This window comes from Pseudomonas sp. NY15463 (assembly GCF_048068415.1).
Taxonomy (GTDB): Bacteria; Pseudomonadota; Gammaproteobacteria; order Pseudomonadales; family Pseudomonadaceae; genus Aquipseudomonas; species Aquipseudomonas mosselii_C.
The window spans coordinates 117,319-137,517 of sequence record NZ_JBLUQD010000008.1; the positions used below are offsets into that span (position 1 = coordinate 117,319).

General features: G+C 63.9%; 21 protein-coding genes. 14 read left to right on the top strand and 7 right to left on the bottom strand.

The genetic code is table 11. The features are described 5' to 3' along the window. Positions 1-61 precede the first annotated feature (61 nt). Both mrdA and ACNFIC_RS20410 read left to right on the top strand, forming a co-directional pair. Positions 62-1,951, top strand: a complete 1,890-nt coding sequence (mrdA, locus tag ACNFIC_RS20405; RefSeq protein WP_416781760.1) for a penicillin-binding protein 2 — start codon at positions 62-64, stop codon at positions 1,949-1,951. Positions 1,952-2,194: 243 nt separating this feature from the next. Next, positions 2,195-3,199, top strand: a complete 1,005-nt coding sequence (locus ACNFIC_RS20410; protein WP_416781762.1) for a FecR family protein — start codon at positions 2,195-2,197, stop codon at positions 3,197-3,199. Between the two features lie 40 nt (positions 3,200-3,239). Here the strand turns inward: ACNFIC_RS20410 and pobA are convergent, their stop codons facing one another. After that, entirely contained in the window at positions 3,240-4,427 is a 1,188-nt protein-coding gene (pobA, locus tag ACNFIC_RS20415; protein WP_416781764.1) for a 4-hydroxybenzoate 3-monooxygenase, read from the bottom strand. 134 nt (positions 4,428-4,561) lie between these two features. Between pobA and ACNFIC_RS20420 the strand changes: the two genes are divergently transcribed. Then, a complete protein-coding gene (locus tag ACNFIC_RS20420; protein ID WP_416781765.1) occupies positions 4,562-5,434 on the top strand; it encodes a helix-turn-helix domain-containing protein in 873 nt (290 codons plus the stop codon). 51 nt (positions 5,435-5,485) lie between these two features. On the opposite strand, the gene ACNFIC_RS20425 is transcribed toward ACNFIC_RS20420, so the two are convergent. The 4 genes from ACNFIC_RS20425 to ACNFIC_RS20440 all read right to left on the bottom strand — a co-directional run bounded on the left by ACNFIC_RS20425 (position 5,486) and on the right by ACNFIC_RS20440 (position 8,691). Beyond that, entirely contained in the window at positions 5,486-6,112 is a 627-nt protein-coding gene (locus ACNFIC_RS20425; RefSeq protein WP_416781767.1) for a glutathione S-transferase family protein, read from the bottom strand. A gap of 76 nt (positions 6,113-6,188) precedes the next feature. After that, positions 6,189-7,190 carry a 4-hydroxyproline epimerase gene (locus tag ACNFIC_RS20430; protein ID WP_138218085.1) on the bottom strand — a complete coding sequence of 334 codons (1,002 nt, stop codon included), beginning with the start codon at positions 7,188-7,190 and terminating at the stop codon, positions 6,189-6,191. 233 nt (positions 7,191-7,423) lie between these two features. Further along, entirely contained in the window at positions 7,424-8,176 is a 753-nt protein-coding gene (locus tag ACNFIC_RS20435) for an anti-sigma factor family protein (RefSeq protein ID WP_416781769.1), read from the bottom strand. Next, positions 8,173-8,691: a sigma-70 family RNA polymerase sigma factor gene (locus tag ACNFIC_RS20440; protein WP_138218087.1), complete on the bottom strand. Its 519-nt coding sequence runs from the start codon at positions 8,689-8,691 to the stop codon at positions 8,173-8,175. Before ACNFIC_RS20440 ends, ACNFIC_RS20435 begins: the two co-directional genes overlap by 4 nt. A gap of 127 nt (positions 8,692-8,818) precedes the next feature. Between ACNFIC_RS20440 and ACNFIC_RS20445 the strand changes: the two genes are divergently transcribed. The 5 genes from ACNFIC_RS20445 (at position 8,819) to ACNFIC_RS20465 (ending at position 12,620) form a co-directional block, all read left to right on the top strand. Continuing rightward, complete coding sequence (locus tag ACNFIC_RS20445; protein ID WP_138218088.1) at positions 8,819-9,862, top strand: catalase family peroxidase; 1,044 nt, start codon at positions 8,819-8,821, stop codon at positions 9,860-9,862. After that, positions 9,859-10,392, top strand: coding sequence for a cytochrome b (locus ACNFIC_RS20450; protein ID WP_138218089.1), 534 nt, complete (start codon positions 9,859-9,861; stop codon positions 10,390-10,392). Before ACNFIC_RS20445 ends, ACNFIC_RS20450 begins: the two co-directional genes overlap by 4 nt. Before the next feature lie 79 nt (positions 10,393-10,471). After that, on the top strand, positions 10,472-11,677 hold the full coding sequence (locus ACNFIC_RS20455) for an MFS transporter (protein ID WP_416781770.1): 1,206 nt from the start codon (positions 10,472-10,474) through the stop codon (positions 11,675-11,677). Positions 11,678-11,756: 79 nt separating this feature from the next. Then, entirely contained in the window at positions 11,757-12,302 is a 546-nt protein-coding gene (locus tag ACNFIC_RS20460) for a cupin domain-containing protein (RefSeq protein WP_138218091.1), read from the top strand. A 6-nt stretch (positions 12,303-12,308) separates the two neighbouring features. After that, positions 12,309-12,620 carry a DUF7693 family protein gene (locus ACNFIC_RS20465; protein WP_138218092.1) on the top strand — a complete coding sequence of 104 codons (312 nt, stop codon included), beginning with the start codon at positions 12,309-12,311 and terminating at the stop codon, positions 12,618-12,620. Here the strand turns inward: ACNFIC_RS20465 and ACNFIC_RS20470 are convergent. Both ACNFIC_RS20470 and ACNFIC_RS20475 read right to left on the bottom strand, forming a co-directional pair. Continuing rightward, on the bottom strand, positions 12,588-13,181 hold the full coding sequence (locus ACNFIC_RS20470; RefSeq protein WP_138218093.1) for a 2-hydroxychromene-2-carboxylate isomerase: 594 nt from the start codon (positions 13,179-13,181) through the stop codon (positions 12,588-12,590). The genes ACNFIC_RS20465 and ACNFIC_RS20470 overlap by 33 nt on opposite strands. 45 nt (positions 13,182-13,226) lie before the next feature. After that, complete coding sequence (locus tag ACNFIC_RS20475) at positions 13,227-13,958, bottom strand: SDR family oxidoreductase (protein WP_416781772.1); 732 nt, start codon at positions 13,956-13,958, stop codon at positions 13,227-13,229. Positions 13,959-14,036: 78 nt separating this feature from the next. Between ACNFIC_RS20475 and ACNFIC_RS20480 the strand changes: the two genes are divergently transcribed. From ACNFIC_RS20480 to mapR, 6 genes are all read left to right on the top strand, one after another. After that, positions 14,037-14,591: a TetR/AcrR family transcriptional regulator gene (locus ACNFIC_RS20480; protein ID WP_416781773.1), complete on the top strand. Its 555-nt coding sequence runs from the start codon at positions 14,037-14,039 to the stop codon at positions 14,589-14,591. Next, positions 14,578-15,165 carry a DUF4157 domain-containing protein gene (locus ACNFIC_RS20485; protein ID WP_138218096.1) on the top strand — a complete coding sequence of 196 codons (588 nt, stop codon included), beginning with the start codon at positions 14,578-14,580 and terminating at the stop codon, positions 15,163-15,165. The genes ACNFIC_RS20480 and ACNFIC_RS20485 overlap by 14 nt, the downstream gene beginning before the upstream one ends. A gap of 70 nt (positions 15,166-15,235) precedes the next feature. Further along, positions 15,236-15,637 (top strand): MerR family transcriptional regulator, encoded by a 402-nt coding sequence (locus ACNFIC_RS20490; RefSeq protein ID WP_138218097.1) that lies wholly within the window; start codon positions 15,236-15,238, stop codon positions 15,635-15,637. Between the two features lie 20 nt (positions 15,638-15,657). Next, a complete protein-coding gene (locus ACNFIC_RS20495) occupies positions 15,658-16,557 on the top strand; it encodes a hydroxymethylglutaryl-CoA lyase (protein WP_416781774.1) in 900 nt (299 codons plus the stop codon). A gap of 772 nt (positions 16,558-17,329) precedes the next feature. Continuing rightward, the gene (ccoG, locus tag ACNFIC_RS20500) at positions 17,330-18,736 is read left to right on the top strand and encodes a cytochrome c oxidase accessory protein CcoG (protein WP_138218100.1); all 1,407 of its coding nucleotides are present in this window, start codon (positions 17,330-17,332) and stop codon (positions 18,734-18,736) included. Between the two features lie 40 nt (positions 18,737-18,776). Next, positions 18,777-20,186 (top strand): GntR family transcriptional regulator MpaR, encoded by a 1,410-nt coding sequence (gene mapR / locus ACNFIC_RS20505; protein ID WP_138218101.1) that lies wholly within the window; start codon positions 18,777-18,779, stop codon positions 20,184-20,186. Positions 20,187-20,199: the final 13 nt, after the last annotated feature.

A 20,199-nucleotide genomic window follows, 5' to 3' on the forward strand; every position in this document is an offset into this window, starting at 1 on the left:
CGCAGCCTGGCCGACGTTGCCAGCGCGGCCCACCCCCACGCCTGATCTCGCCGAGCCACCGATGCCACAACCCATTCCCCTCAAGGACCACGAAACGGAAAAGAGCCTGGTCAACCGCCGGTTGCTGGCCTGCGCCGCACTGGTAATGGGGCTGGTGGCCGTACTGGTCGGCCGACTCTACGTGCTGCAGGTGTTGCAGCATGATCAACAGAGCGCGGTGTCGGAAAACAACCGCGTGCACGTACTGCCCATCGCGCCGGAGCGCGGCCTGATCTACGACCGTAACGGCGTGGTGCTGGCCGACAACAAGCCCAGCTTCAACCTCACCATGACCCGTGAGCGGGCCGGCGACACGGCCAAGGTACTCGACACCCTCACGCAGATCCTCGGCCTGTCCGAAGATGACCGCCACCAGTTCGACAAGGACTTGCGCCGTGGGCGCAAACCGTTCGAGCCGGTCACGGTGATGGTCGGCCTCAGCGAAGAGCAGATTGCCCTGATCGCGGTGAACCAATTCCGCCTGCCAGGGCTTGAGGTCGAGCCGCAGTTCATCCGCCAATACCCGCTGGCCGAACACTTCGCCCATTCGGTGGGTTACGTGGGGCGCATCAACGAAAAGGAAGCCAAGACCCTCGACAGCACCGAGTACCGTGGTACCGAGTCGATCGGCAAGACCGGTATCGAGCGCTTCTACGAAAACGAACTGCACGGCCATGTGGGCTATGAAGAAGTCGAGACCAATGCCCAAGGTCGGGTGATGCGCGTGCTGCGCCACCACGACCCGATACCGGGCAAAGACATCGTCCTTAGCCTGGATGCGCACCTGCAACAGGCCGCGGAAAAAGCCCTGGGCGACCGGCGCGGCGCGGTCGTGGTACTGGACCCGTCCAACGGTGACGTGCTGGCGATGGTCAGCAACCCGAGCTTCGATCCCAACCTGTTCGTCAAGGGCATCAGCTACAAGCAATACGCCGCGCTGCGCGACTCGCTCGACCGGCCATTGTTCAACCGCGTGCTGCGTGGGCTTTACGCACCGGGCTCGACGGTCAAGCCCGAGGTGGCCATCGCCGGCCTGGACAGCGGCGTGATCACCCCCGGCAGCCGGGTGTTCGACCCCGGCTACTACGAGCTGCCCAACTATGACCACAAGTACCGCAACTGGAACCGCAGCGGCGACGGCTGGGTGGACATGTACACCGCCATCATGCGCTCCAACGACACCTATTTCTACGACCTGGCCCATAAGCTCGGCATCGACCGCCTGCACGACTACATGGCCGAGTTCGGCCTGGGGCAGAAGGTTTCGCTGGATATGTTCGAAGAGGCGCCTGGGTTGATGCCCTCGCAGGCCTGGAAGCGCGCCACTCGGCGTCAGGCCTGGTTCCCCGGCGAGACGTTGATCCTCGGCATCGGCCAAGGCTACATGCAGGTCACCCCGCTGCAACTGGCCCAAGCCACCAGCCTGCTTGCCAGCAAAGGCGTTTGGCACCGCCCGCACCTGGCAACACGCGTCGGCGACCAGACGCCGGTCGATCCTCATCCAAAGCCCGACATCGTGCTGCACGACAAACGCGCCTGGGATCAGGTCAGCCAGGGTATGCAGATGGTCATGCACGACCCGCGCGGTATCGCCCGTGCCGCCGCAGCGGGCGCGCAGTATCGCATTGCGGGCAAGAGCGGCACGGCGCAAGTGGTTGCGATCAAGCAGGGGGAGCGCTACGACCGTAACAAGACCCTTGAGCGTCACCGCGACAATGCCCTGTTCGTCGGCTTCGCCCCCGCCGATCACCCGGCGATGGTCGTGGCAGTAATGATCGAGAACGGCGAGGCCGGCGGACGCGTGGCCGGTCCGGTGGTGCGGGAGGTGATGGATGCCTGGCTACTCGACGACCAGGGCCACTTGAAAGCGCAATTTGCGGGCAATACGGGATCGGCGGTGCCACACAGCTAGTACCCTGTCTGGCAAATAGGCGATTCGCTTTCGCCGATGCCTTGGCTGCCTGCCCCCAGGACACTCGTGTGCTCACGATCGCAAAGCGGTGCCCGGCCCCTTTGAGGTAGGGTCCATAGGCCCTGCGTCAATAAGAGCCATCCGCATCTGCAAGGTTTTTCATACAATTGATAGTCATTCGCCATTAATCCGTTCTCGCGCCCCCCTTCCCGGAGGTAGAATGCCGCAAAACCGGGAGCCCCAATGAACCAGGACCGCCTCATCCCCAGCCAAGACGATGCCATCACCGATGCCGCTGCGCATTGGTGCATGCGCCTGCACGCCGACGATTGCAGTGAGCTGGAGCGAGAGGCGTTTGGCCAATGGCTGGCGGCTGACCCGCGACATGCCGAGGAATACCAGGCCATGCTGGAGATTTGGGAGACCGCCGACCTGTTGCCACGCCCGCACCCGGTTGTCGAACTCAAGCCCCAGCGCCGCCAACCTGTGGCGCGTCACTGGCGGCCATTCGCCTCAGCAGCGGCGATTGCACTGCTCGTCCTGCCCGTGGCCGGCTGGATCGGCTGGGAGCAAGGCTGGCTACCCAACAGCTACCAGCACTTCGAGACGGGCGACCAACTGCAACAGGTACAACTGAGCGATGGCAGTCGCGTCGACTTGAACCTGCACACCGAGCTGCGCTACCTGAACTACAAAGATGAGCGCCGGGTCACCCTGGTCAAGGGCGAAGCCTTCTTCAAAGTCACCCACGACAGCAGCCATCCGTTCATCGTGCATGCCGGCAACGGCCAGACGCGAGTCACCGGCACCGAGTTCAACGTGTGGAAGTACCAGGACCATGTCAAGGTGACCCTGATCGAGGGCTCGGTGTTGGTCAGCAATGACGGCAACAACGGTGGCTACCGTCTGGGCCCAGGCATGCAGGCCAGCTACGACAAGGGTGACTTCGAGCCGCACCTGGCCCAGAGCGACGACTACGCCAATGCCCTGGCCTGGCGCAGCGGCAAGCTGGTGCTGGACAACCTGAGCCTGCGCCAGGCCTTGCCGGTGATCAACCGCTACCTCGACAAGCCGCTGCTACTGGCCGACGACAGTACCGCGCGGATTCGCATAAGCGGCATCTACAACACCCGCGAAGTGGCCCGGCTCGTCGACACGCTGCCCAAGGTGCTGCCGGTCTATCTGACCCGCAGCAAGGACGGCAGTACCGTGCTCAACCGCATCGTGCCAGCGCCCAGCCGCGGTTGACGGCGGGCGCAGGCGTTCCACAGCGGCAAGTGCGCAGGGCCTACTGCACCGTCTCGAACGGCAACCCCACGTAGTTTTCGGCAATGTTCACGAGCCCGGCCTGCGAGCCCAGGTAATACGCCCGGTCGGCCTCCTGCATCTTGCTGTCCCAGGCGTCCTGATGCGCGCCGAAGTCATGCAGAAGGTGCGTCATGAACCAGCTGAAACGCTCGCCTTTCCACACCCGACGCAGGGCCATGGGTGAATACTCGGCCAACAGGTCAGTGCGCCCTTCGCGATACACCTTCACCAGGATCCGGTACAGATAGTTCACGTCGGATGCAGCCAGGTTCAGCCCCTTGGCTCCCGTGGGCGGCACGATATGGGCGGCGTCGCCGACCAGGAACAGGCGCCCGTGCTGCATCGGCTCCACCACCAGGCTGCGCAACGGGGCGATGCTCTTTTCCAGTGCCGGGCCGGTGACCAGTCGTTCGGCGAGGTCTTCGGGCAGGCGCGCCTTGAGTTCGTCCCAGAAGCGCGTGTCCGGCCAGTCCTGCACCTGTTCGCCCAGCGGTACTTGCAGGTAGTAGCGGCTGCGTGTCTGCGAGCGCTGGCTGCACAGGGCGAAGCCGCGCTCATGCTGGGCGTAGATCAGTTCATGATTGACCGGCGGAGTGTCCGCCAACAGCCCCAGCCAGCCAAACGGGTAGACCCGTTCGTAGGTCTTGAGCACGCCCGCCGGGATGCTTTGCCGGGCGACGCCGTGGAAACCGTCGCAGCCGGCGATGTAGTCGCAATCGACGCGGTGTTGCTTGCCGTCCTTCTCGAAGGTGAGGTAAGGATGCGGGCTGTCGATTGCATGCGGCTGGACATCGCTGGCGGAGTAGATGATCGGTGCACCACACTCACGGCGGGCCTGCATCAGGTCGCGGGTGACCTCGGTCTGGCCATACACCATCACCGTCTTGCCACCGGTCAGGGCTTTGAGGTCCAGACGCTGGCGGCGACCGCCCATCAGCAGTTCCACCCCCTCGTGTACCAAGCCTTCACGCTCCATGCGCTCAGCCACACCGGCCTCGCGTAGCAACGCCACGGTGCCTTGTTCCAGTACCCCGGCCCGGATACGCCCAAGCACGTAGTCGGGGGTCTGGCGTTCGACGATCAACGTATCGATACCCGCCTTGTGCAGCAGTTGACCGAGCAACAGGCCGGAGGGACCTGCGCCGATGATTGCAACCTGAGTCTTCATTGTTGTTTTCTCTGTGTGCTGTTACGGTTCGCTTGTGCATTTTTACGGTCCATCCAGGCCGAAAAAGTGTGCTATCCGCTAGAAAAACTGCACTTTTAGAAAAAACGTTCGATTACCGGACAAGGCGCACCCTCATGTCCAGCCCCCTCCCCGGCATTGCGCAATTTCAGTTGTACGGCGAAAACCACGCCTGGCCCGGTACCGACCTGCTGCATTGCGAGTCGATCCCCGCGCGCAGCCGCCTGCACCACTGGGAGATCAAGCCGCACCGACATGCCGAACTGTTCCAACTGCTGTACGTTCAGCGCGGTGAAGCGCAGGTGGAGATTGAAGGGGTACGCAGCACCATTCACACAGCAGCGATCCAAGTCGTACCGCCACTGACCGTGCATGGTTTTCGCTTCAGCGCCGATATCCAAGGCCACGTGCTGTCCTTCGGCACCGCGTTGGTCGCCGAGCTTGAGCAGCGCCTGGGCGCACCGCTGAGCGTGCTGACCGCGCCCGGCTGCTATGCACTGGGCCGCGACCGGCGGCACCTGCATACATTGATCGACAGTCTCCAGCGCGAATTCCAAGGCAATGCCCCGGCGCGCTCGGCGCTGCTGCAAGCATTGGTCACGGCATTGATGGTGTGGATCAGCCGCCAGCAGCATGCCCTGCCCCCACGCACCCGCAGCGAGCGCGACCGTCAGTTGCTCGGGCAATACCTGCGCCTGGTGGAGGCGCATTACCGCGAGCACCTGGCGGTGGAGGTGTTCGCGGCGCGACTGGGGGTGACCAGCCTGCAACTCAACCAGCTATGCCGTGCGCTGGCCGGGCAGACTGCGTTGCAGGTGATTCACCAGCGGCTGTTACTAGAGGCACGGCGCAACCTGGCGTACACGCGCATGAGCATCGGGCAGCTGTCCGATAGCCTGGGCTTCAGCGACCCAACGTACTTCGCGCGGTTCTTCAAAAGGCTCAGCGGGCAGACGCCGAATGCCTATCGGCGGCTGCAACACCTCTAGACCCAAGCCTGCTGGCCACGCGGCGTAATTTGCAAGCTGTCGCCGACGCCCTTACCCGGCCACGCGCGGCATCAGCTCATACGGATGCTTCCAGCCCGGCAGCGTCTGGATCCGCGCCTTCCACGCCTCAATGTGGACGAACTCGCTCAGGTCGATGCCGGTGTCCTCCGGCATGAATACATAGCCAGCCAACGACAGGTCGGCGATGGTCAAGCGGCCGCCGACCATGAACGGGGTCTTGGCCAGGTGCGCATCGACGATCCGGTATGCCGCCGTGGCCCGACCACGCAGGAACTTCGTGACATCGGTTTCACCGGAATGGGTCAGGCAATAGATGAACCGCAACGCCGCGTAGTAGGCGGTGAACTTGTGGTTATCGAACAGCATCCAGCGCCAGATGTCTCGCTTCTCGGCCTCATCACGCGGGCCGAACTGGCCGCTGCGCTCGGCCAGGTACTCCAGAATCAACGCCGACTGGGTCAGGCGTTCACCCGCGTGCTCCAGCACCGGCACTTCGCCCTGCTCGTTGACCTCGTCGCGCCAGGCTTGCTCACGGGTTTGACCATTGAAGAAGTCCACGAACACCGGCTGCCAGGATTGGCCAGTGAGTTCCAGCATCAGCGCGACTTTGTAGGCGTTGCCAGATTCGGCGAAGCAATGCAGTTTGTACTCGGACATGGGTCTTCAGTTTCCTTTGAAGGGGGCGTGCGTTACCGAGCAGATCACGTCCGGTCGGAAACGGTCAATGCCAACCTCAGGCGATCTGGAACCCATGCGCCAGTGGATCGCGATCATCGACGATGATCGTGTTGTAACCGATCACCCGCGCCCACCCAGCCACACTCGGACGCACTGCGGGGTACTGCCCGACTTGAGCCAGCGCTTCGGCTCGGCAGTCAAACGTGGTGCCGGTGATGCTTTCGTGGATGAACGTCTCGCCCACCTGAAGGCGCCCGCGCGCCACCAACTGCGCCACGCGGGCCGAGGACCCGGTCCCGCCGGGCGAACGGTCGATGGCCTTTTCACCGTAGAACACCGCGTTACGCGCCGTCGCCCCTGGGGTCTTGGGCTGGTCGCACCACATCACGTGCTCTACCCCGGCAATGCGTGAGTCCTCAGGATGAACCGGGTGCAGCACCTGCTGCGCGGCCTCGCGCAACAAACGGCTCATGCGCACCAGGTCGTCAGCCTTCAAGGCATCCAGGCCGGGGTAGTTCGGTTGCGGCTCGACGATGAGGTAGTAATTGCCGCCATAGGCCAAGTCCACGCTCAGCGGACCGATCTGCGGCACGTCGATCACGATGTCGCGGGCGTGCAGATAGCTGTTGACGTTGAATAGCCGCACCTGCTCGACAAAGGCGCCCTTGCGCTGGTACTCGATATCCACTCGACCGGCCGGGGTTTCCAAGGCCAGGCGACCCTCCTCGCGCGGCACCACCAGGCCCTCCTCAAGGGCCACGGTCACAGTGCCCACGGTGCCGGCGCCGCACATCGGGAGGCAGCCACTGACCTCGATGAACAGCACTCCCACATCGCAGTCATCGCGAAACGGCGGATACAGAATCGAGCCGGACATGACGTCATGGCCGCGCGGCTCGAACATCAGCGCCCGGCGCACCCAATCGTGCTTCTCGATGAACAACAGGCGCTTTTCGGCCATCGGTACGTTGGGCAGCAGCGGGCCGCCACCGGCAACTACGCGCACAGGGTTGCCACAGGCATGGGAATCGATGCAGAAGAAAATATTGCGAGCCATGTTCAGTTCGTCCTTCTTCTTGATGCAGGTCCGCCATAGGGTGGCGGGACGTCGATGCGCAAGACCTGCGTGTGCATGCAGACCTGGCGCTGTCAGGCCATCAACGTAGTCACATTCCTGCATCGCCAATGGCGCGATCCAGACATCTGGACGCCTACAGGCACGACAGGTCTTTCCCAGACCACAACACGTCCGTCAGCGACCATTTTTCCGTGGGCACCTGCCGCTCGCAGTCAAAGGCTGAGGTTCAATGCCTGACGCAACGACTCTCCCCGCTGGTCGTGCGCCGCACTGACCAAGGCGAAGTTGTAGTCGCCATGCGACCAATAGCGCGCCTCCAACTGGCCATCGGTGCGCTGCCCGCTGGGCATGCGCTCGAAACGCTCGCCGGGCGAGCGCAAGAACAGGCTCACCCGCTGCCCGTCGCGATCCTCGAACACCAGCAGGGCCGCCGGCCCCGCTTCGTTGCTCAGCAACCGAGCACCCACCGGCTGTAAGCCATAGCCGGTCAGGTCAGGCAGACGTCCCACGCGATTGAAATGCCGGCCCAGCCAGGCTTGCAGGCGCGCAGGGTCATTGGCCTGGATATCCAGTGCGCGGGCGTCGGCGAACAGCCGGTGCGCCTGGACCGCGTCGGCCATGGGCAGTTCGCGGGCGACCAAGGTCACCTCGCGGGCCTGCCAACCGCCCAGCCCGCCCACGCCCACCGCCAATAGCAGCACGGCGGCCGTCGCCAGGCGCCGCTGACGCCGCTGGCGCAGGCGCCGACGCAATGGCGCCAGGTCCAAAGCCGGGTCGCTGGGTTGCTCGGCAAACCCGGCCAGGGCCGCGCGCAAGCGCCGCGCATCATTGCGCCAAGCCTCAAGCTGCGCCGCCTGCTGTGGATTGGCGGCAAGCCAGGCCTCGACTTGCGCCCGGCGCAGCGGCTCAAGTCGATCATCGACGAAGGCATGCAGTTCGTATTCGGTGGGGGGCTGGGGGGTCATTTGAGTCTCCGCAGGGCCGTAGATGAGGGGCGGCCTTCGGTCAGTTCGCGCAAGGCGGCCCGCGCACGCGACAGACGCGACATCACGGTGCCGATGGGAATGCCCAGGGCGTCGGCGGCCTCCTTGTAGCTCAGGCCCTCGACGCTGACCAGCAGCAGTAGCGCACGCTGCTCGGCCGACAGGCGCGCGAAGGCCTGCAAGTCAGCCTGAGCCATAACGATGCTTTCGGTGTCGGCGCCGCAAGGCTCTTCAGCCTGGGCCCGACCGAACCAGTTCAGCCAGCGCGCGTGCAGGCGCTCGCGGCGTTTGCCGTCCAGGTACAGCCGATAAAGAATAGTGAACAGCCATGGGCGCAGGCTCTCGCTATCGCGCTGCTGGCCCCAGCGGCCCAGGGCGCGTTCGACAGTGGCCTGCACCAGGTCGTCGGCAGCGCCCGCATCACGGCTCAGCCACACGGCGAAACGGCGTAGCCTTTGCAGCAGTTCGCGCCAGTGTTGATCGTCCAGTTCCTGCATGCTCAGACCCCAGTGGGCAGTCAGTGTAAGAGACAGACGCGCTGGTGCGAAATCTATTCCACCACTTGGGAATAAATCCGCCGCCCTTGCGTCGTACCAGCTCATTTGCACGTTAACGGATGGCCTGATGAACACTCCTTTGAACGGCCCGGCCAAGGCCCTACGCCTGGCCGCCATCGGCACCACGCTCGCAGCCCTGGGCGCAGGTTTTGCCTACGCGGCAGGCTGGATCGGCACCCCCACGCTCACCCCACAGCGCATCATCGATACCTTCGAAGCCCAGGCCGGCAAGCACCCTGGCTATCGCAAGAACCACGCCAAGGGCCTGTGCGTCAGCGGTTATTTCCAAGCCAGCGGCCAGGCGGCGAAGCTCTCCAGCGCGCGGGTCTTCAGCCAGCAGCAAGTGCCGGTGATCGGCCGCTTCGCCATCGGCGGCGCCAATCCCTTCGCTGCCGACACCGCCGTGCCCGTGCGCAGCTTGGCGATCCAACTGAGCACCGACGACGGGCAGGTCTGGCGCACCGGCATGAATACCCCACCGGTGCTGGCAGTCAGCACCGTGCAAGGCTTTTATGACCAGGTACTGGCCAGCACCCCGGACCCAAGCACCGGCAAGCCGGACCCCGGCAAGATACAGGCGTTCTTCGCCGCACACCCCGAAAGCGCGGCGTTTCGCCAGTGGGCGGCGGGCTACCAAGCCAGCGACAGCTTCGCCAGCACGGCGTACCACAGCATCAACGCCTTCAAGCTGATCGATGCCAAGGGCCACGCTCAGCCGGTGCGTTGGGCACTGCTGCCGCAGGCCCCCTTCGTGGCATTGCCCGCCCAAGTGAACGATACGCTGTACCTGCAACACGACCTCAAGCAACGCCTGGATCAAGGGCCGCTACGCTGGACCCTGCGCCTGACCCTCGCCGAACCTGGCGATGCGGTGGACGACCCGGCCCGCCCTTGGCCCACCGAGCGGCGCACAATCGATGCCGGGACCTTGGTGTTGCAGCAGGTGGACGCCCCCGAGCAAGGCGCGTGCCGTGACCTGAACTTCGACCCGTTGATCCTGCCCCACGGCATCGAACCGTCTGCCGACCCGATCCTCGCCGCCCGTTCGGCCGCCTATTCCGTGTCATTCAACCGTCGCAGCCATGAAGCCCTGGAAGGAGCCCAACCATGAGCGTCACCGCTTTTCACCCTCTGGCCCGGCTGCTGCACTGGCTGATGGCTGTGCTGATCCTGGGCATGCTGTTCATCGGCGTAAGCATGGTCGGCGACCTGTCGCCCCGCCACACACTGCTGATCGAACTGCACAAGGCCACCGGCCTTGCCTTGCTGGCCCTGGTGGTCTTACGCATCGTCCTGCGCCTGACGCTGCGCCACCCAGCGCTGCCCCGCGAGCTGCCAAGCGCACAACGGCGGATCGCAGCGGCCTCGCACCTGCTGCTGTACCTGCTGATGCTGGGCATGCCATTGCTGGGCTGGGCGATGCTCTCGGCCGGTGGCTACCCTCGCCCACTCCAACTCCCGGCCATCGCGCCGCACGACCTACAGTTGTACGCTGTGCTGCGCCAGGCGCACGGTTGGGCCGGGTATGTGCTGTTCGCCACGGTGCTAGCGCACGTGGGTGCTGCCTTGACGCATGCACTGGTACGGCGTGACGCGGTGATGCGCAGCATGTGGCCAGGCCCGTTGCAGCGCCGAGGGTGAATCCGCCCAGGCGCAAAGCCCCGATAACTGTCACTATTGCCAGCCTCGAGGCGCTTTCGCCCAACTGCCTGGACTGCCCATGAACGTTGCACAGGACCCTGCCACCTTCACCCCGCACAGCACCCTGGACCTGCGGCCACTGTTGCTGGTCAACATGGCCTGCACGCTGTCGATGATGGCCTTCGTCGCGCTGATCGGCCCGATCGCGCGCCTGCTGGGCATGGCCACCTGGCAAGCCGGGGCGGCGGTCACCGTGGCCGGGGTGGTGTGGGTGCTGCTGGCGCGGCCCTGGGGACGCCTGGCCGATCGCCTGGGGCGGCGCCGGATGTTGCTGCTCGGCAGCGCAGGATACGCCCTGGCCTATTGGCTCTTGTGCCTGTTCATCGACGGCGCCCTGCGCTGGTTGCCAGGGGCGAGCGTGGCGTTCGTCGGCCTGATGCTCAGCCGTGGGTTGATCGGCGCCTTCTATGCGGCACTGCCGGTGGCCGGCAACGCACTGATCGCTGACCATATCGAGCCACGACAGCGCGCCCGGGCCATGGCGTCGCTGGGAGCAGCCAACGCCGTCGGCATGGTGCTGGGCCCGGCACTGGCGGCGCTGTTGGCGCGCTACAGCCTGAGCTTGCCGTTCTATGTCTTATCAGTGCTGCCGGCCACAGCATTCGTGGTGCTGCTGCTCACGCTAAAACCACAACCGCTGCCCCAGCGCCATGAACCCAGCCCGGTACGTCTGCGCGATCCGCGTCTACGTCGACCGCTGTTGGTAGCCTTCAGCGCCATGCTCAGCGTGACCGTGTCGCAGATCGTGGTGGGTTTCTTCGCCCTCGACCGCCTGCAACTGCCCGCCGCCGAGGCCGCACAAGCTGCCGGTATCGCGCTGACCACCGTGGGTGGCGCGTTGATCCTGGCCCAGGTGCTGCTGCGCCGACTCCAATGGCCGCCGCTGAAGATGATCCGGGTCGGTGCTTGCGTGTCCGCGCTGGGCTTTGCCTGCGCCTCGCTGGCCGCCAGTGCGGCATGGCTATGGGCCGCTTTCGCTGTCGCGGCGTTTGGCATGGGTTTCGTGTTCCCGGCATTCTCGGCGCTGGCCGCCAACGCCATGCACGCCCATGAACAGGGCGCCACCGCAGGTTCGGTCAGCGCGGCCCAAGGCCTGGGCGCGGTGATCGGGCCACTGGCCGGCACCCTGATGTACGCCCTCGACCCACGCCTGCCGTTCATGGCCGTGGCCGCCCTGTTGCTAGTGCTGGGGCTGTGGCCGGCGCCGCCTGACCGGCGTCATTGACGCACAGGGGCGCAAGGCGTGCAGAGTGTGTTTTAATGCGTCGCCCATTATTTTTGACACCTCTGCAAACAAGGCGGCTATGGACACCGGGACACGACTCAAACTGGTGCGTGAACGCAACAACCTCTCGCAACGGGAACTGGCCCGCCGCAGCGGCCTGACCAACTCGACCATCTCGCAGATCGAGCAGAATCGCGTCAGCCCGTCGGTCAGTTCGCTGAAAAAGCTGCTCGAAGGCATTCCGATGTCGCTGGCGGAGTTCTTCAGCTTCGACGAGCCGGTGCGTGAAGAGCGCTATGTGTTCCGTGGCGCTGAGCAGCCGGACCTGGGCCGCAATGGCCTGCGCATGCTGCTGGTCGGCGCCAGCGTCGAAGGTCGGCAGATGCGTATGCTGCGCGAGCTGTATGCGCCTGGCGCGGACTCCGGCGAGCCGATCGTGCACTCGGTAGGTGAAGAGTGCGGCCTGGTCACCCGTGGCACCATGGAACTGTGGGTCGATGGCCAAGTCAGCATTCTTAATGCGGGCGACGGCTACTACATCCCCACCACCCTGCCGCACAGTTTCAAGAACATCGGCCCCGACGAAGCCGAGATCATCAGCGCCAACACCCCGGCGAACTTCTGATCGGCCATGCCAGGCATCAGCAGCCGCGAAACCTACCAGCAATTGCGTGACGCCGCCTTGGGCGTCGCGCCGTTGCAGGTGCTTGCCCAAATGCCGGGTGGCATCTGGCAAGTGCATATCGGCGGCTGGCAGCTCGTCCTGCTGATCGATGACGAAGGCCTGGCCAGTTGTACCGAGGCCACCCGCCCCGACGGGTGCCAGGCGAGCCAGGCCGACTGGCCACGCTACGGCACCAACCCGGTGGACCACTTGAGCCTTTGGGAACGCCGCCAGATCGAGCGGGCGCTAACCGGCCAGGGCCTGCTCGACGAAATCTAGCCGGTCCTGGCCGAAGAACATCTGATTACCGACGAAACACGTCGGCGCCCCGAACACGCCGCGTTCCACCGCCTGCTCAGTGGCGTGCTTGAGGGCGTGCTTGACCTCGGGGCGGGCGGCCAGGTCATGCAGCGACGCAGCGTCGAAGCCGCCTTCGGCCAGCGTTCGGTCCAGTACCGCCGGATCGGACAGGTTACGTTTGTGCACCCAAAGCCCCTCGAACAGCACTTTGAGTAGCGCCTCGAAACGCGTCGGCTCATGCAGCTGGGTGCCTATCACCGCGCGCATCAGGTGCAGCGTATTGAGCGGGAACCCCGCTGGCAGGCCAAACGGCACAGCGTAGCGCTCGGCAAAGCGTGCGAGGTCGACGAACATGTAGCGCCCCTTGGCCGGGACCATCGCCGGTGATGCATTGCCGGTGGCCTGGAACACCCCGCCCAGCAGCATCGGGCGGTACAGCAGTTGCGCATCGCAACGGGCGCAGAGCGCCGGAAGCTGGGTCCAGGCCAGATAACTGGCGGGGCTGCCCAGGTCGAAGAAGAACTCGACGGTTTTGCTCATGATGTAGTCCTTGCTTGAAGTGGCTTGAAAGCTGCTGGGCCGCGCTCACCAACGCTCCATCCAAGGGCGCAGGTCGAGTTCGAAGGTCCAGGCATCGCGCGGCTGGCTGTGCAGGTACCAGTAGCTGTCTGCGATGTGCGCGGGGTCGAGGATGCCGTCCTGGTCTTTCAGTGCGTAGCGCTCGGGGAAGCTGTCGCGGATGAACGCCGTGTCGATGGCCCCATCCACTAGCACATGGGCCACGTGGATGTTGCGTGGCCCCAGCTCCCGGGCCATGCTCTGGGCTAACGCACGCAAGGCATGCTTGGCTCCGGCGAATGCGGCAAAGCCCGCTGCACCACGCGTGCCGGCGGTGGCACCGGTGAACAACAACGTACCGCGCCCGCGCTGTAGCATGCGCCGGGCCACGGCCTGGGCGTTCAGAAATCCGGCGAAACAGGCCATTTCCCAGATCTTGAAATACTTGCGCGGCGTTTCGTCGAGGATGCTGCACGGCACGTTGGCGCCAATATTGAAGACGAACGCCTCGATCGGGCCGATATCGCGCTCGATGGTCTCGATCAAATCGGCCACCTCATCCTCCTTGCGCGCATCGGAACCAAAGCCATATGCCTGCCCGCCAGTTGCGCGGATTTGCTCCACCAACGGTTGCAACTTGTCGGCCTGACGCCGGGTGACGCAGGCGATGTACCCCTCGCGGGCAAAGCGCTTGGCGATCTCGCCCCCGGTCGCATCCCCCGCCCCCACCACCAGTACGACCTTTTGTTGTTCTGCCATGGACTGCCCCATTGATAAATGATCGTTTAGTAAACGAACGCTATGCTACGATCACGCCATCGTCAAGCCAGGTGATCCATGCGTTACTCCAGCGAACACAAGCAACAAACCCGCGAGCGCCTGCTGGCCAGCAGCGGTGCGCTTGCCAAGCGCGGCGGTTTTTCCAGCACCGGGGTGGCCGGGCTGATGAAGGCGGTCGGCCTCACCGCAGGCGCGTTCTACAACCACTTCCCGTCCAAGGACGACCTGTTCACCGAAGTGGTTCGTCGCGAACTGAGCAACAGCCCGCTGGCACGCGGCAACGTCGACCGCCAACGCCTGAAACGCCTGCTTGAGCAGTACCTCTCGCTTGCTCACCTGCACAATCCTGAAGGCGGTTGCCCGCTGCCTCCCTTGGGCGTGGAGATTGCCCGCGCCCAACGTCCAGTACGGGAAGAAGCCGAACACTGGCTGGTGCAACTGCACAGGTCCTGGAGCACAACCCTGAACGACCCGCAACTGGCCTGGGCGTTGATCAGCCAATGCGTTGGTGCACTGGTGGTAGGGCGCATGCTGGCCAACGAGCCGGTACAGGCGCAAGTGCTGGAAGCCAGCCGCGCGCTGGTCGACAAGGTGCTCGATGAAATGGATTAACGCCCTGTTCGGGCTAGTGCTGACCGCTCCCGCACTGGCCGACAACGTCTGCCCGGCTGGGCAATACCAGGCCTGCGTGGTGGTGTGCTTCTGTATGCCAGTGGGCGATGGTCAGCCCGGCGAGGTGTTCAAGGATGTCGAGAACATGGCCACCGCTAGCCTGGTGTTTGCCCTGCGCCAGGCCCGCGACGAGGCCACGGCCAATGGCACACAACCGATTCCGCTGCACATCCGTGCCCAGCTCGAACCGTGGTACGACTTCGCTGTGCTGGACGCGGCGCGCTACCGGGTCGGCGATGAACAACAGATCAGCGCCGCCAACGCGCTGCTGCAAAACCCTGATGTGAACGCCGTGACCCTGATCGACACCGTGATTTTCCGACGCCGCAGCGATGCCGAGGACAATGTGGCGCTGTGGGCCCACGAACTCAAGCACGTGGAGCAGTACCAGACGCTAGGCGTCGAGGAGTTCGCCCGCCGCTACACGCGCAACTACGACGACCTCGAAGCGCCGGCCTACAAGATTGAGGCCGAAGTAAGCAAAGCCTTGCATACGCAAGGTGCAGCCCGCTAGCGACAACACTCGCTTGACGTTTACGTCAAGCGCGCTTTAGGTTAGCGCCATTCCCTCTTCGAGCCGCGCCATGACCAGCCAGACCTACAGCATCTCCGACCTGTCCCGCGAGCTGGACATCACCACCCGGGCCATACGCTTCTATGAAGAGCAGGGTTTGCTCAGCCCGCAACGGCGTGGCCTGGAGCGCATCTACTCAGCCCGCGACAAGGTCACCCTCAAGCTGATCCTGCGCGGCAAACGCATTGGCTTCTCCCTGGCCGAGTGCCGCGAGTTGATCGCCCTGTACGACCCTAGCGGCGGCAACCTCAAGCAGCTCACCAGCATGCTCGCCAAGATCGCCGAGCGGCGCGCGCAACTGGAGCAGCAGATGCTCGATATCCAGCAGATGCACCTTGAGCTAGACACCGCGCAGGAACGCTGCGAGCAGGCCCTGGCCGCCACGCAGAACAAACAGCCTCATCACCGTTGATCCGCCACAGGAACCCCGCCATGTCATTGCCCGAAAAAGTCCGTCTGGTCGAAGTCGGCCCGCGCGACGGCCTGCAGAACGAAGCCCAGCCCATCAGCGTCGCCGACAAGGTGCGCCTGGTGGACGACCTCACCGAGGCAGGACTGCAATACATCGAGGTGGGCAGTTTCGTCTCACCCAAGTGGGTCCCGCAAATGGCCGGCTCGGCCGAGGTGTTCGCTGGCATCCAGCAGCGCCCTGGCGTGACCTACGCCGCACTGGCCCCCAACCTACGTGGTTTCGAAGATGCCTTGGCGGCGGGGGTCAAGGAGGTAGCGGTGTTCGCTGCCGCGTCCGAGGCGTTCTCGCAGCGCAATATCAACTGCTCGATCAGTGACAGCCTCAAGCGCTTCGAACCGATCATGGAAGCGGCCCGCAGGCACGAGGTACGGGTGCGCGGTTATGTCTCGTGCGTGCTGGGCTGTCCTTACGAGGGGTTCGTCAAGGCCGAGCAGGTCGCCCCTGTGGCCCGCGCTCTGCACCAGATGGGCTGCTACGAAGTGTCGCTGGGCGACACCATCGGCACCGGCACGGCGGGCGATACGCGCCGGTTGTTCGAGATGGTGGGTAAGGAGGTGCCACGCACGCAGTTGGCAGGACACTTCCACGACACCTACGGCCAGGCCCTGGCCAACGTGTATGCCAGCCTGCTCGAAGGCATCGCGGTATTTGACAGCTCAGTCGCAGGACTCGGGGGCTGCCCTTACGCCAAGGGGGCCACCGGCAACATCGCCACCGAGGATGTGCTGTACCTGCTGCAAGGGCTAGGCATCGACACCGGTATCGACCTCGACCGACTAATTGCTGCTGGCCTGCGTATCAGCCAGGTACTGGGGCGTACCAGCGCATCGCGAGTGGCGCGGGCACGCAGCTCAGCGTGATTCACACTCTTGTCACATGACTGTGGGTGAAGTGTTACCGCCCCCACGGTCGACAGCGAAAAATCGGGTAACAGGGAAACAAATCGATAAAATTTCAGGGGCTCACATTTTACGATTTCTTATCAAGCCATTGATTTTAAAGAATTTTCAAAAGTTGGCACGGCCCCTGCTTTATCTCTTGCACAACAAAAACAAAAAACGCGATACCCAATAAAAACAACAGGTAACGGCTCTGACATAACAAGAACAACACGGCAGAGGCGTAGCAAGCAGATTTTTTTGGAGTCGACAGGCTTTTCAGGGGTTCGCCCCGCGACGTGACACAGAACAATAAAACTACCTGCAAGGTAGCGACAGTCACGCTTGGATCCTTCGGGATGAATGCAGGTCAGCGCTCAAAAAAATACGTTTGCTCTTGGCCCCGGTTAGGGGCCCCGCATTACCGAGATCAAGGCTTACAAAAACAACAAAAAGCTGATCTCCAATAATAAGAAAAGAGCAGGCAACAACGCTTTGAGGGGAGCTTCGGCTCCCCTCAGTGCTTTCCGGCATTCACTTCCTCCCCCAATGCCCTCTCCACACCAACCCGTCGGCTGACACACTTGCACCCGCAGAGTACTGCGGTGAATGGTCGCAGGCGTTGCCTGCGAAGGCCTGTACCGCCAGGCCCGAGCATCTGATACGGTTTTTCTCCTGATAACTGAGTCTGTGCTGAAAACAGATGGCCGCCCATAGTGCCCAGGCCTGATCGAGGCCTGATGAGCGATGAACCATGAGCGACCGCCTCCCCCTGCACGTCATTGACATAACACCCGCCGCTGACAAGAGCCGGCACATCCCCGACGGTGCGATCCATACGCGCAGTTTCAGCGGCCTGTTCCGCACTCTGCGCATCCGCTTCGCCGGGCTGCTGTTCGCGCTGTTCTTCGGCACCGCATGGCTGCAATGGAACGGTCGCCAGGCTGTGCTCTGGGACCTGGCCGAGAGCAAGTTCCACATCTTTGGCGCAACCTTCTGGCCACAGGACTTCATCCTGCTCTCGGCGCTGCTGATCATCTGTGCCTTCGGCCTGTTCGCCGTCACTGTGTTCGCCGGGCGTGTGTGGTGCGGCTACAGCTGCCCTCAGAGCACCTGGACCTGGCTGTTCATGTGGTGCGAAAAAGTCATCGAAGGCGATCGCAACCAGCGCATCAAATTGGCCGCAGCGCCCTGGAGCCTGCGCAAGCTCGCACAACGCGGCCTCAAGCACACGCTTTGGCTGGCCATTGGCCTGCTGACTGGCCTGACCTTCGTCGGATACTTCACTCCGATCCGCCCGCTGGCAACTGAGCTACTGAACTTGCAACTGGACGGTGTGGCCTTGTTCTGGGTGCTGTTCTTCACCACCGCCACCTACCTGAATGCCGGCTGGCTGCGCGAGGCGGTATGCCTGCACATGTGCCCGTACGCACGCTTCCAGGGCGTGATGTTCGATCAGGACACCCTGGCGGTCGCTTACGACCCTGGCCGCGGCGAGGCCCGTGGCCCACGCAAGAAAGGCAGCGACCCACGCCGCCAGGGCCTGGGCGACTGCATCGACTGTACCTTGTGCGTGCAGGTGTGCCCGACCGGCATCGACATTCGCCAAGGCTTGCAGATGGCCTGTATCGGCTGCGCGGCCTGCATCGATGCTTGCGATCAGGTGATGGACAAGATGGGCTACGCCGGCGGCCTGATCGGCTACAAATCCGAGCGCCAGTTGCAAGGCGGCGTGACCCGTTGGCTACGCCCTCGCCTGCTGGGCTACGCGGCGGCGCTGACGGTGATGATCGGCGCCCTGATACTGGCATTGCACCTGCGTCCGATGGTATCGCTGGATGTGATCAAGGACCGTGGCCTGTTTCGCGAGAATGCCCTGGGGCAGATCGAGAACATCTACCTGCTCAAGGTCATCAACAAAACCTCGCAGCCGCAGCAGTACCAATTGCGCCTATTGGATGCCGACGGTTTCGTCCTGCACGGGCGCACCACCTTCACCCTGGCCGCCGGCGAGATGAGCGAGTGGCCCGTCTCAGTGGCACTGCTGGCCGAGCGGCCGAGCAGCAGCGCGCAGACGCTGACCTTCCAGATCCAGGGCAGCGACGAGCCCGATATCCGCAGCAGCGCCCAGAGCCGTTTCGTCGCGCCGCTGAACCGCTGATCCCTATACACTCACGCCATCCTTGACTGCACGGATCACCATGAAACGCTACGAACGCTTCGCCGATGACATCGCCGAACTGATCCGCACCGGGGTGCTCGGCCCCGGCCAGCGCGTGCCGTCGGTACGCTATGCCAGCCAGACCCACGGGGTCAGCCCCTCCACGGTGTTCCAGGCCTACTACCTGCTTGAGCGTCGCGGCCTGATCCGTGCGCGGCCGCGCTCGGGCTACTTCGTCAACGCCCATACCCCCAGGCCCATCGGCGAGCCTGCCGCCCAAGTCCCGGCGGGCGAGTCCACCGATGTGGATGTCAGCGACCTGGTGTTCTCCATCCTCGATTCGATCAAGGATCCGCACACCATACCGTTCGGCTCGGCCTTCCCCAGCCCGACGCTGTTTCCACTGCAACGCCTGGCACGCTCACTGGCCAGCGCCAGCCGCGCCATGGACCCGCGCATGGTGGTCACCGATCTGTCACCGGGCAACCCGCAATTGCGCCGTCAGATCGCCCTGCGCTACATGGTTGGCGGTTTGATGCTGCCCATGGAGGAACTGCTGATCACCAACGGCGCGTTGGAGGCACTGAACCTGTGCCTGCAAGCGGTGACCCAGCCAGGCGACTTGGTGGCCATCGAAGCCCCGGCGTTCTACGCCTGCCTGCAAGTGCTCGAACGCCTGAAGCTCAAGGCCGTGGAAATCCCCGTGCACCCGCGTGAGGGCATGGACCTGGGCGTGCTTGCGCAAACCCTGGACAAGCATCCGGTCAAGGCCGTGTGGTGCATGACCAACTTCCAGAACCCGATGGGCGCCAGCATGCCCGAGGCCAAGAAACAGCAACTGGTCGACCTGCTGCGCCAGCATCAGGTGCCGCTGATCGAAGACGATGTCTATGCCGAGCTGTACTACGCTCAACAGGCACCCAAACCTGCCAAGGCGTTCGACCGCGATGGACTAGTGATGCACTGCGGCTCGTTTGCCAAGAGCCTGGCGCCGGGCTACCGCATCGGCTGGGTCGCTGCTGGGCGCTTCGCGCAAAAGATCGAACGGCTCAAGCTGATGACCTCGCTGTGCGCCTCGATGCCAGCCCAGGCGGCGATTGCCGATTACCTGCAGCATGGCGGCTACGACCGTCACCTGCGCAAGCTACGTTACGCGCTCGAAGGCCAACAGGCCAACATGCTCGCCGCCATCACCCGGCATTTCCCGGCCCAGACCCGGGTCAGCCAACCCTCGGGCGGCTATTTCCTGTGGCTGGAACTACCCGAACAAATGGATGCCCTCAAACTGTTCCACATGGCCCTGGCCCAGGGTATCAGCATCGCGCCAGGACCGATCTTCTCGCCTGCCCGGCGCTTCGGCAACTGTATCCGTCTGAACTACGGCAGCCCATGGAACACAGGCGCCGAACAGGCCATGGAAACGCTGGGCAGGATCGTGCGCTCTTTCTGAACAACAGCGTGCG

What these genes read in the sequence shown, in the direction of transcription:
- mrdA (WP_416781760.1), top strand. Translation starts at nt 62, where the DNA reads ATGCCACAACCCATTCCCCTCAAGGACCACGAAACGGAAAAGAGCCTG.
- ACNFIC_RS20410 (WP_416781762.1), top strand. Translation starts at nt 2,195, where the DNA reads ATGAACCAGGACCGCCTCATCCCCAGCCAAGACGATGCCATCACCGAT.
- pobA (WP_416781764.1), bottom strand. Translation starts at nt 4,427, where the DNA reads ATGAAGACTCAGGTTGCAATCATCGGCGCAGGTCCCTCCGGCCTGTTG.
- ACNFIC_RS20420 (WP_416781765.1), top strand. Translation starts at nt 4,562, where the DNA reads ATGTCCAGCCCCCTCCCCGGCATTGCGCAATTTCAGTTGTACGGCGAA.
- ACNFIC_RS20425 (WP_416781767.1), bottom strand. Translation starts at nt 6,112, where the DNA reads ATGTCCGAGTACAAACTGCATTGCTTCGCCGAATCTGGCAACGCCTAC.
- ACNFIC_RS20430 (WP_138218085.1), bottom strand. Translation starts at nt 7,190, where the DNA reads ATGGCTCGCAATATTTTCTTCTGCATCGATTCCCATGCCTGTGGCAAC.
- ACNFIC_RS20435 (WP_416781769.1), bottom strand. Translation starts at nt 8,176, where the DNA reads ATGACCCCCCAGCCCCCCACCGAATACGAACTGCATGCCTTCGTCGAT.
- ACNFIC_RS20440 (WP_138218087.1), bottom strand. Translation starts at nt 8,691, where the DNA reads ATGCAGGAACTGGACGATCAACACTGGCGCGAACTGCTGCAAAGGCTA.
- ACNFIC_RS20445 (WP_138218088.1), top strand. Translation starts at nt 8,819, where the DNA reads ATGAACACTCCTTTGAACGGCCCGGCCAAGGCCCTACGCCTGGCCGCC.
- ACNFIC_RS20450 (WP_138218089.1), top strand. Translation starts at nt 9,859, where the DNA reads ATGAGCGTCACCGCTTTTCACCCTCTGGCCCGGCTGCTGCACTGGCTG.
- ACNFIC_RS20455 (WP_416781770.1), top strand. Translation starts at nt 10,472, where the DNA reads ATGAACGTTGCACAGGACCCTGCCACCTTCACCCCGCACAGCACCCTG.
- ACNFIC_RS20460 (WP_138218091.1), top strand. Translation starts at nt 11,757, where the DNA reads ATGGACACCGGGACACGACTCAAACTGGTGCGTGAACGCAACAACCTC.
- ACNFIC_RS20465 (WP_138218092.1), top strand. Translation starts at nt 12,309, where the DNA reads ATGCCAGGCATCAGCAGCCGCGAAACCTACCAGCAATTGCGTGACGCC.
- ACNFIC_RS20470 (WP_138218093.1), bottom strand. Translation starts at nt 13,181, where the DNA reads ATGAGCAAAACCGTCGAGTTCTTCTTCGACCTGGGCAGCCCCGCCAGT.
- ACNFIC_RS20475 (WP_416781772.1), bottom strand. Translation starts at nt 13,958, where the DNA reads ATGGCAGAACAACAAAAGGTCGTACTGGTGGTGGGGGCGGGGGATGCG.
- ACNFIC_RS20480 (WP_416781773.1), top strand. Translation starts at nt 14,037, where the DNA reads ATGCGTTACTCCAGCGAACACAAGCAACAAACCCGCGAGCGCCTGCTG.
- ACNFIC_RS20485 (WP_138218096.1), top strand. Translation starts at nt 14,578, where the DNA reads ATGAAATGGATTAACGCCCTGTTCGGGCTAGTGCTGACCGCTCCCGCA.
- ACNFIC_RS20490 (WP_138218097.1), top strand. Translation starts at nt 15,236, where the DNA reads ATGACCAGCCAGACCTACAGCATCTCCGACCTGTCCCGCGAGCTGGAC.
- ACNFIC_RS20495 (WP_416781774.1), top strand. Translation starts at nt 15,658, where the DNA reads ATGTCATTGCCCGAAAAAGTCCGTCTGGTCGAAGTCGGCCCGCGCGAC.
- ccoG (WP_138218100.1), top strand. Translation starts at nt 17,330, where the DNA reads ATGAGCGACCGCCTCCCCCTGCACGTCATTGACATAACACCCGCCGCT.
- mapR (WP_138218101.1), top strand. Translation starts at nt 18,777, where the DNA reads ATGAAACGCTACGAACGCTTCGCCGATGACATCGCCGAACTGATCCGC.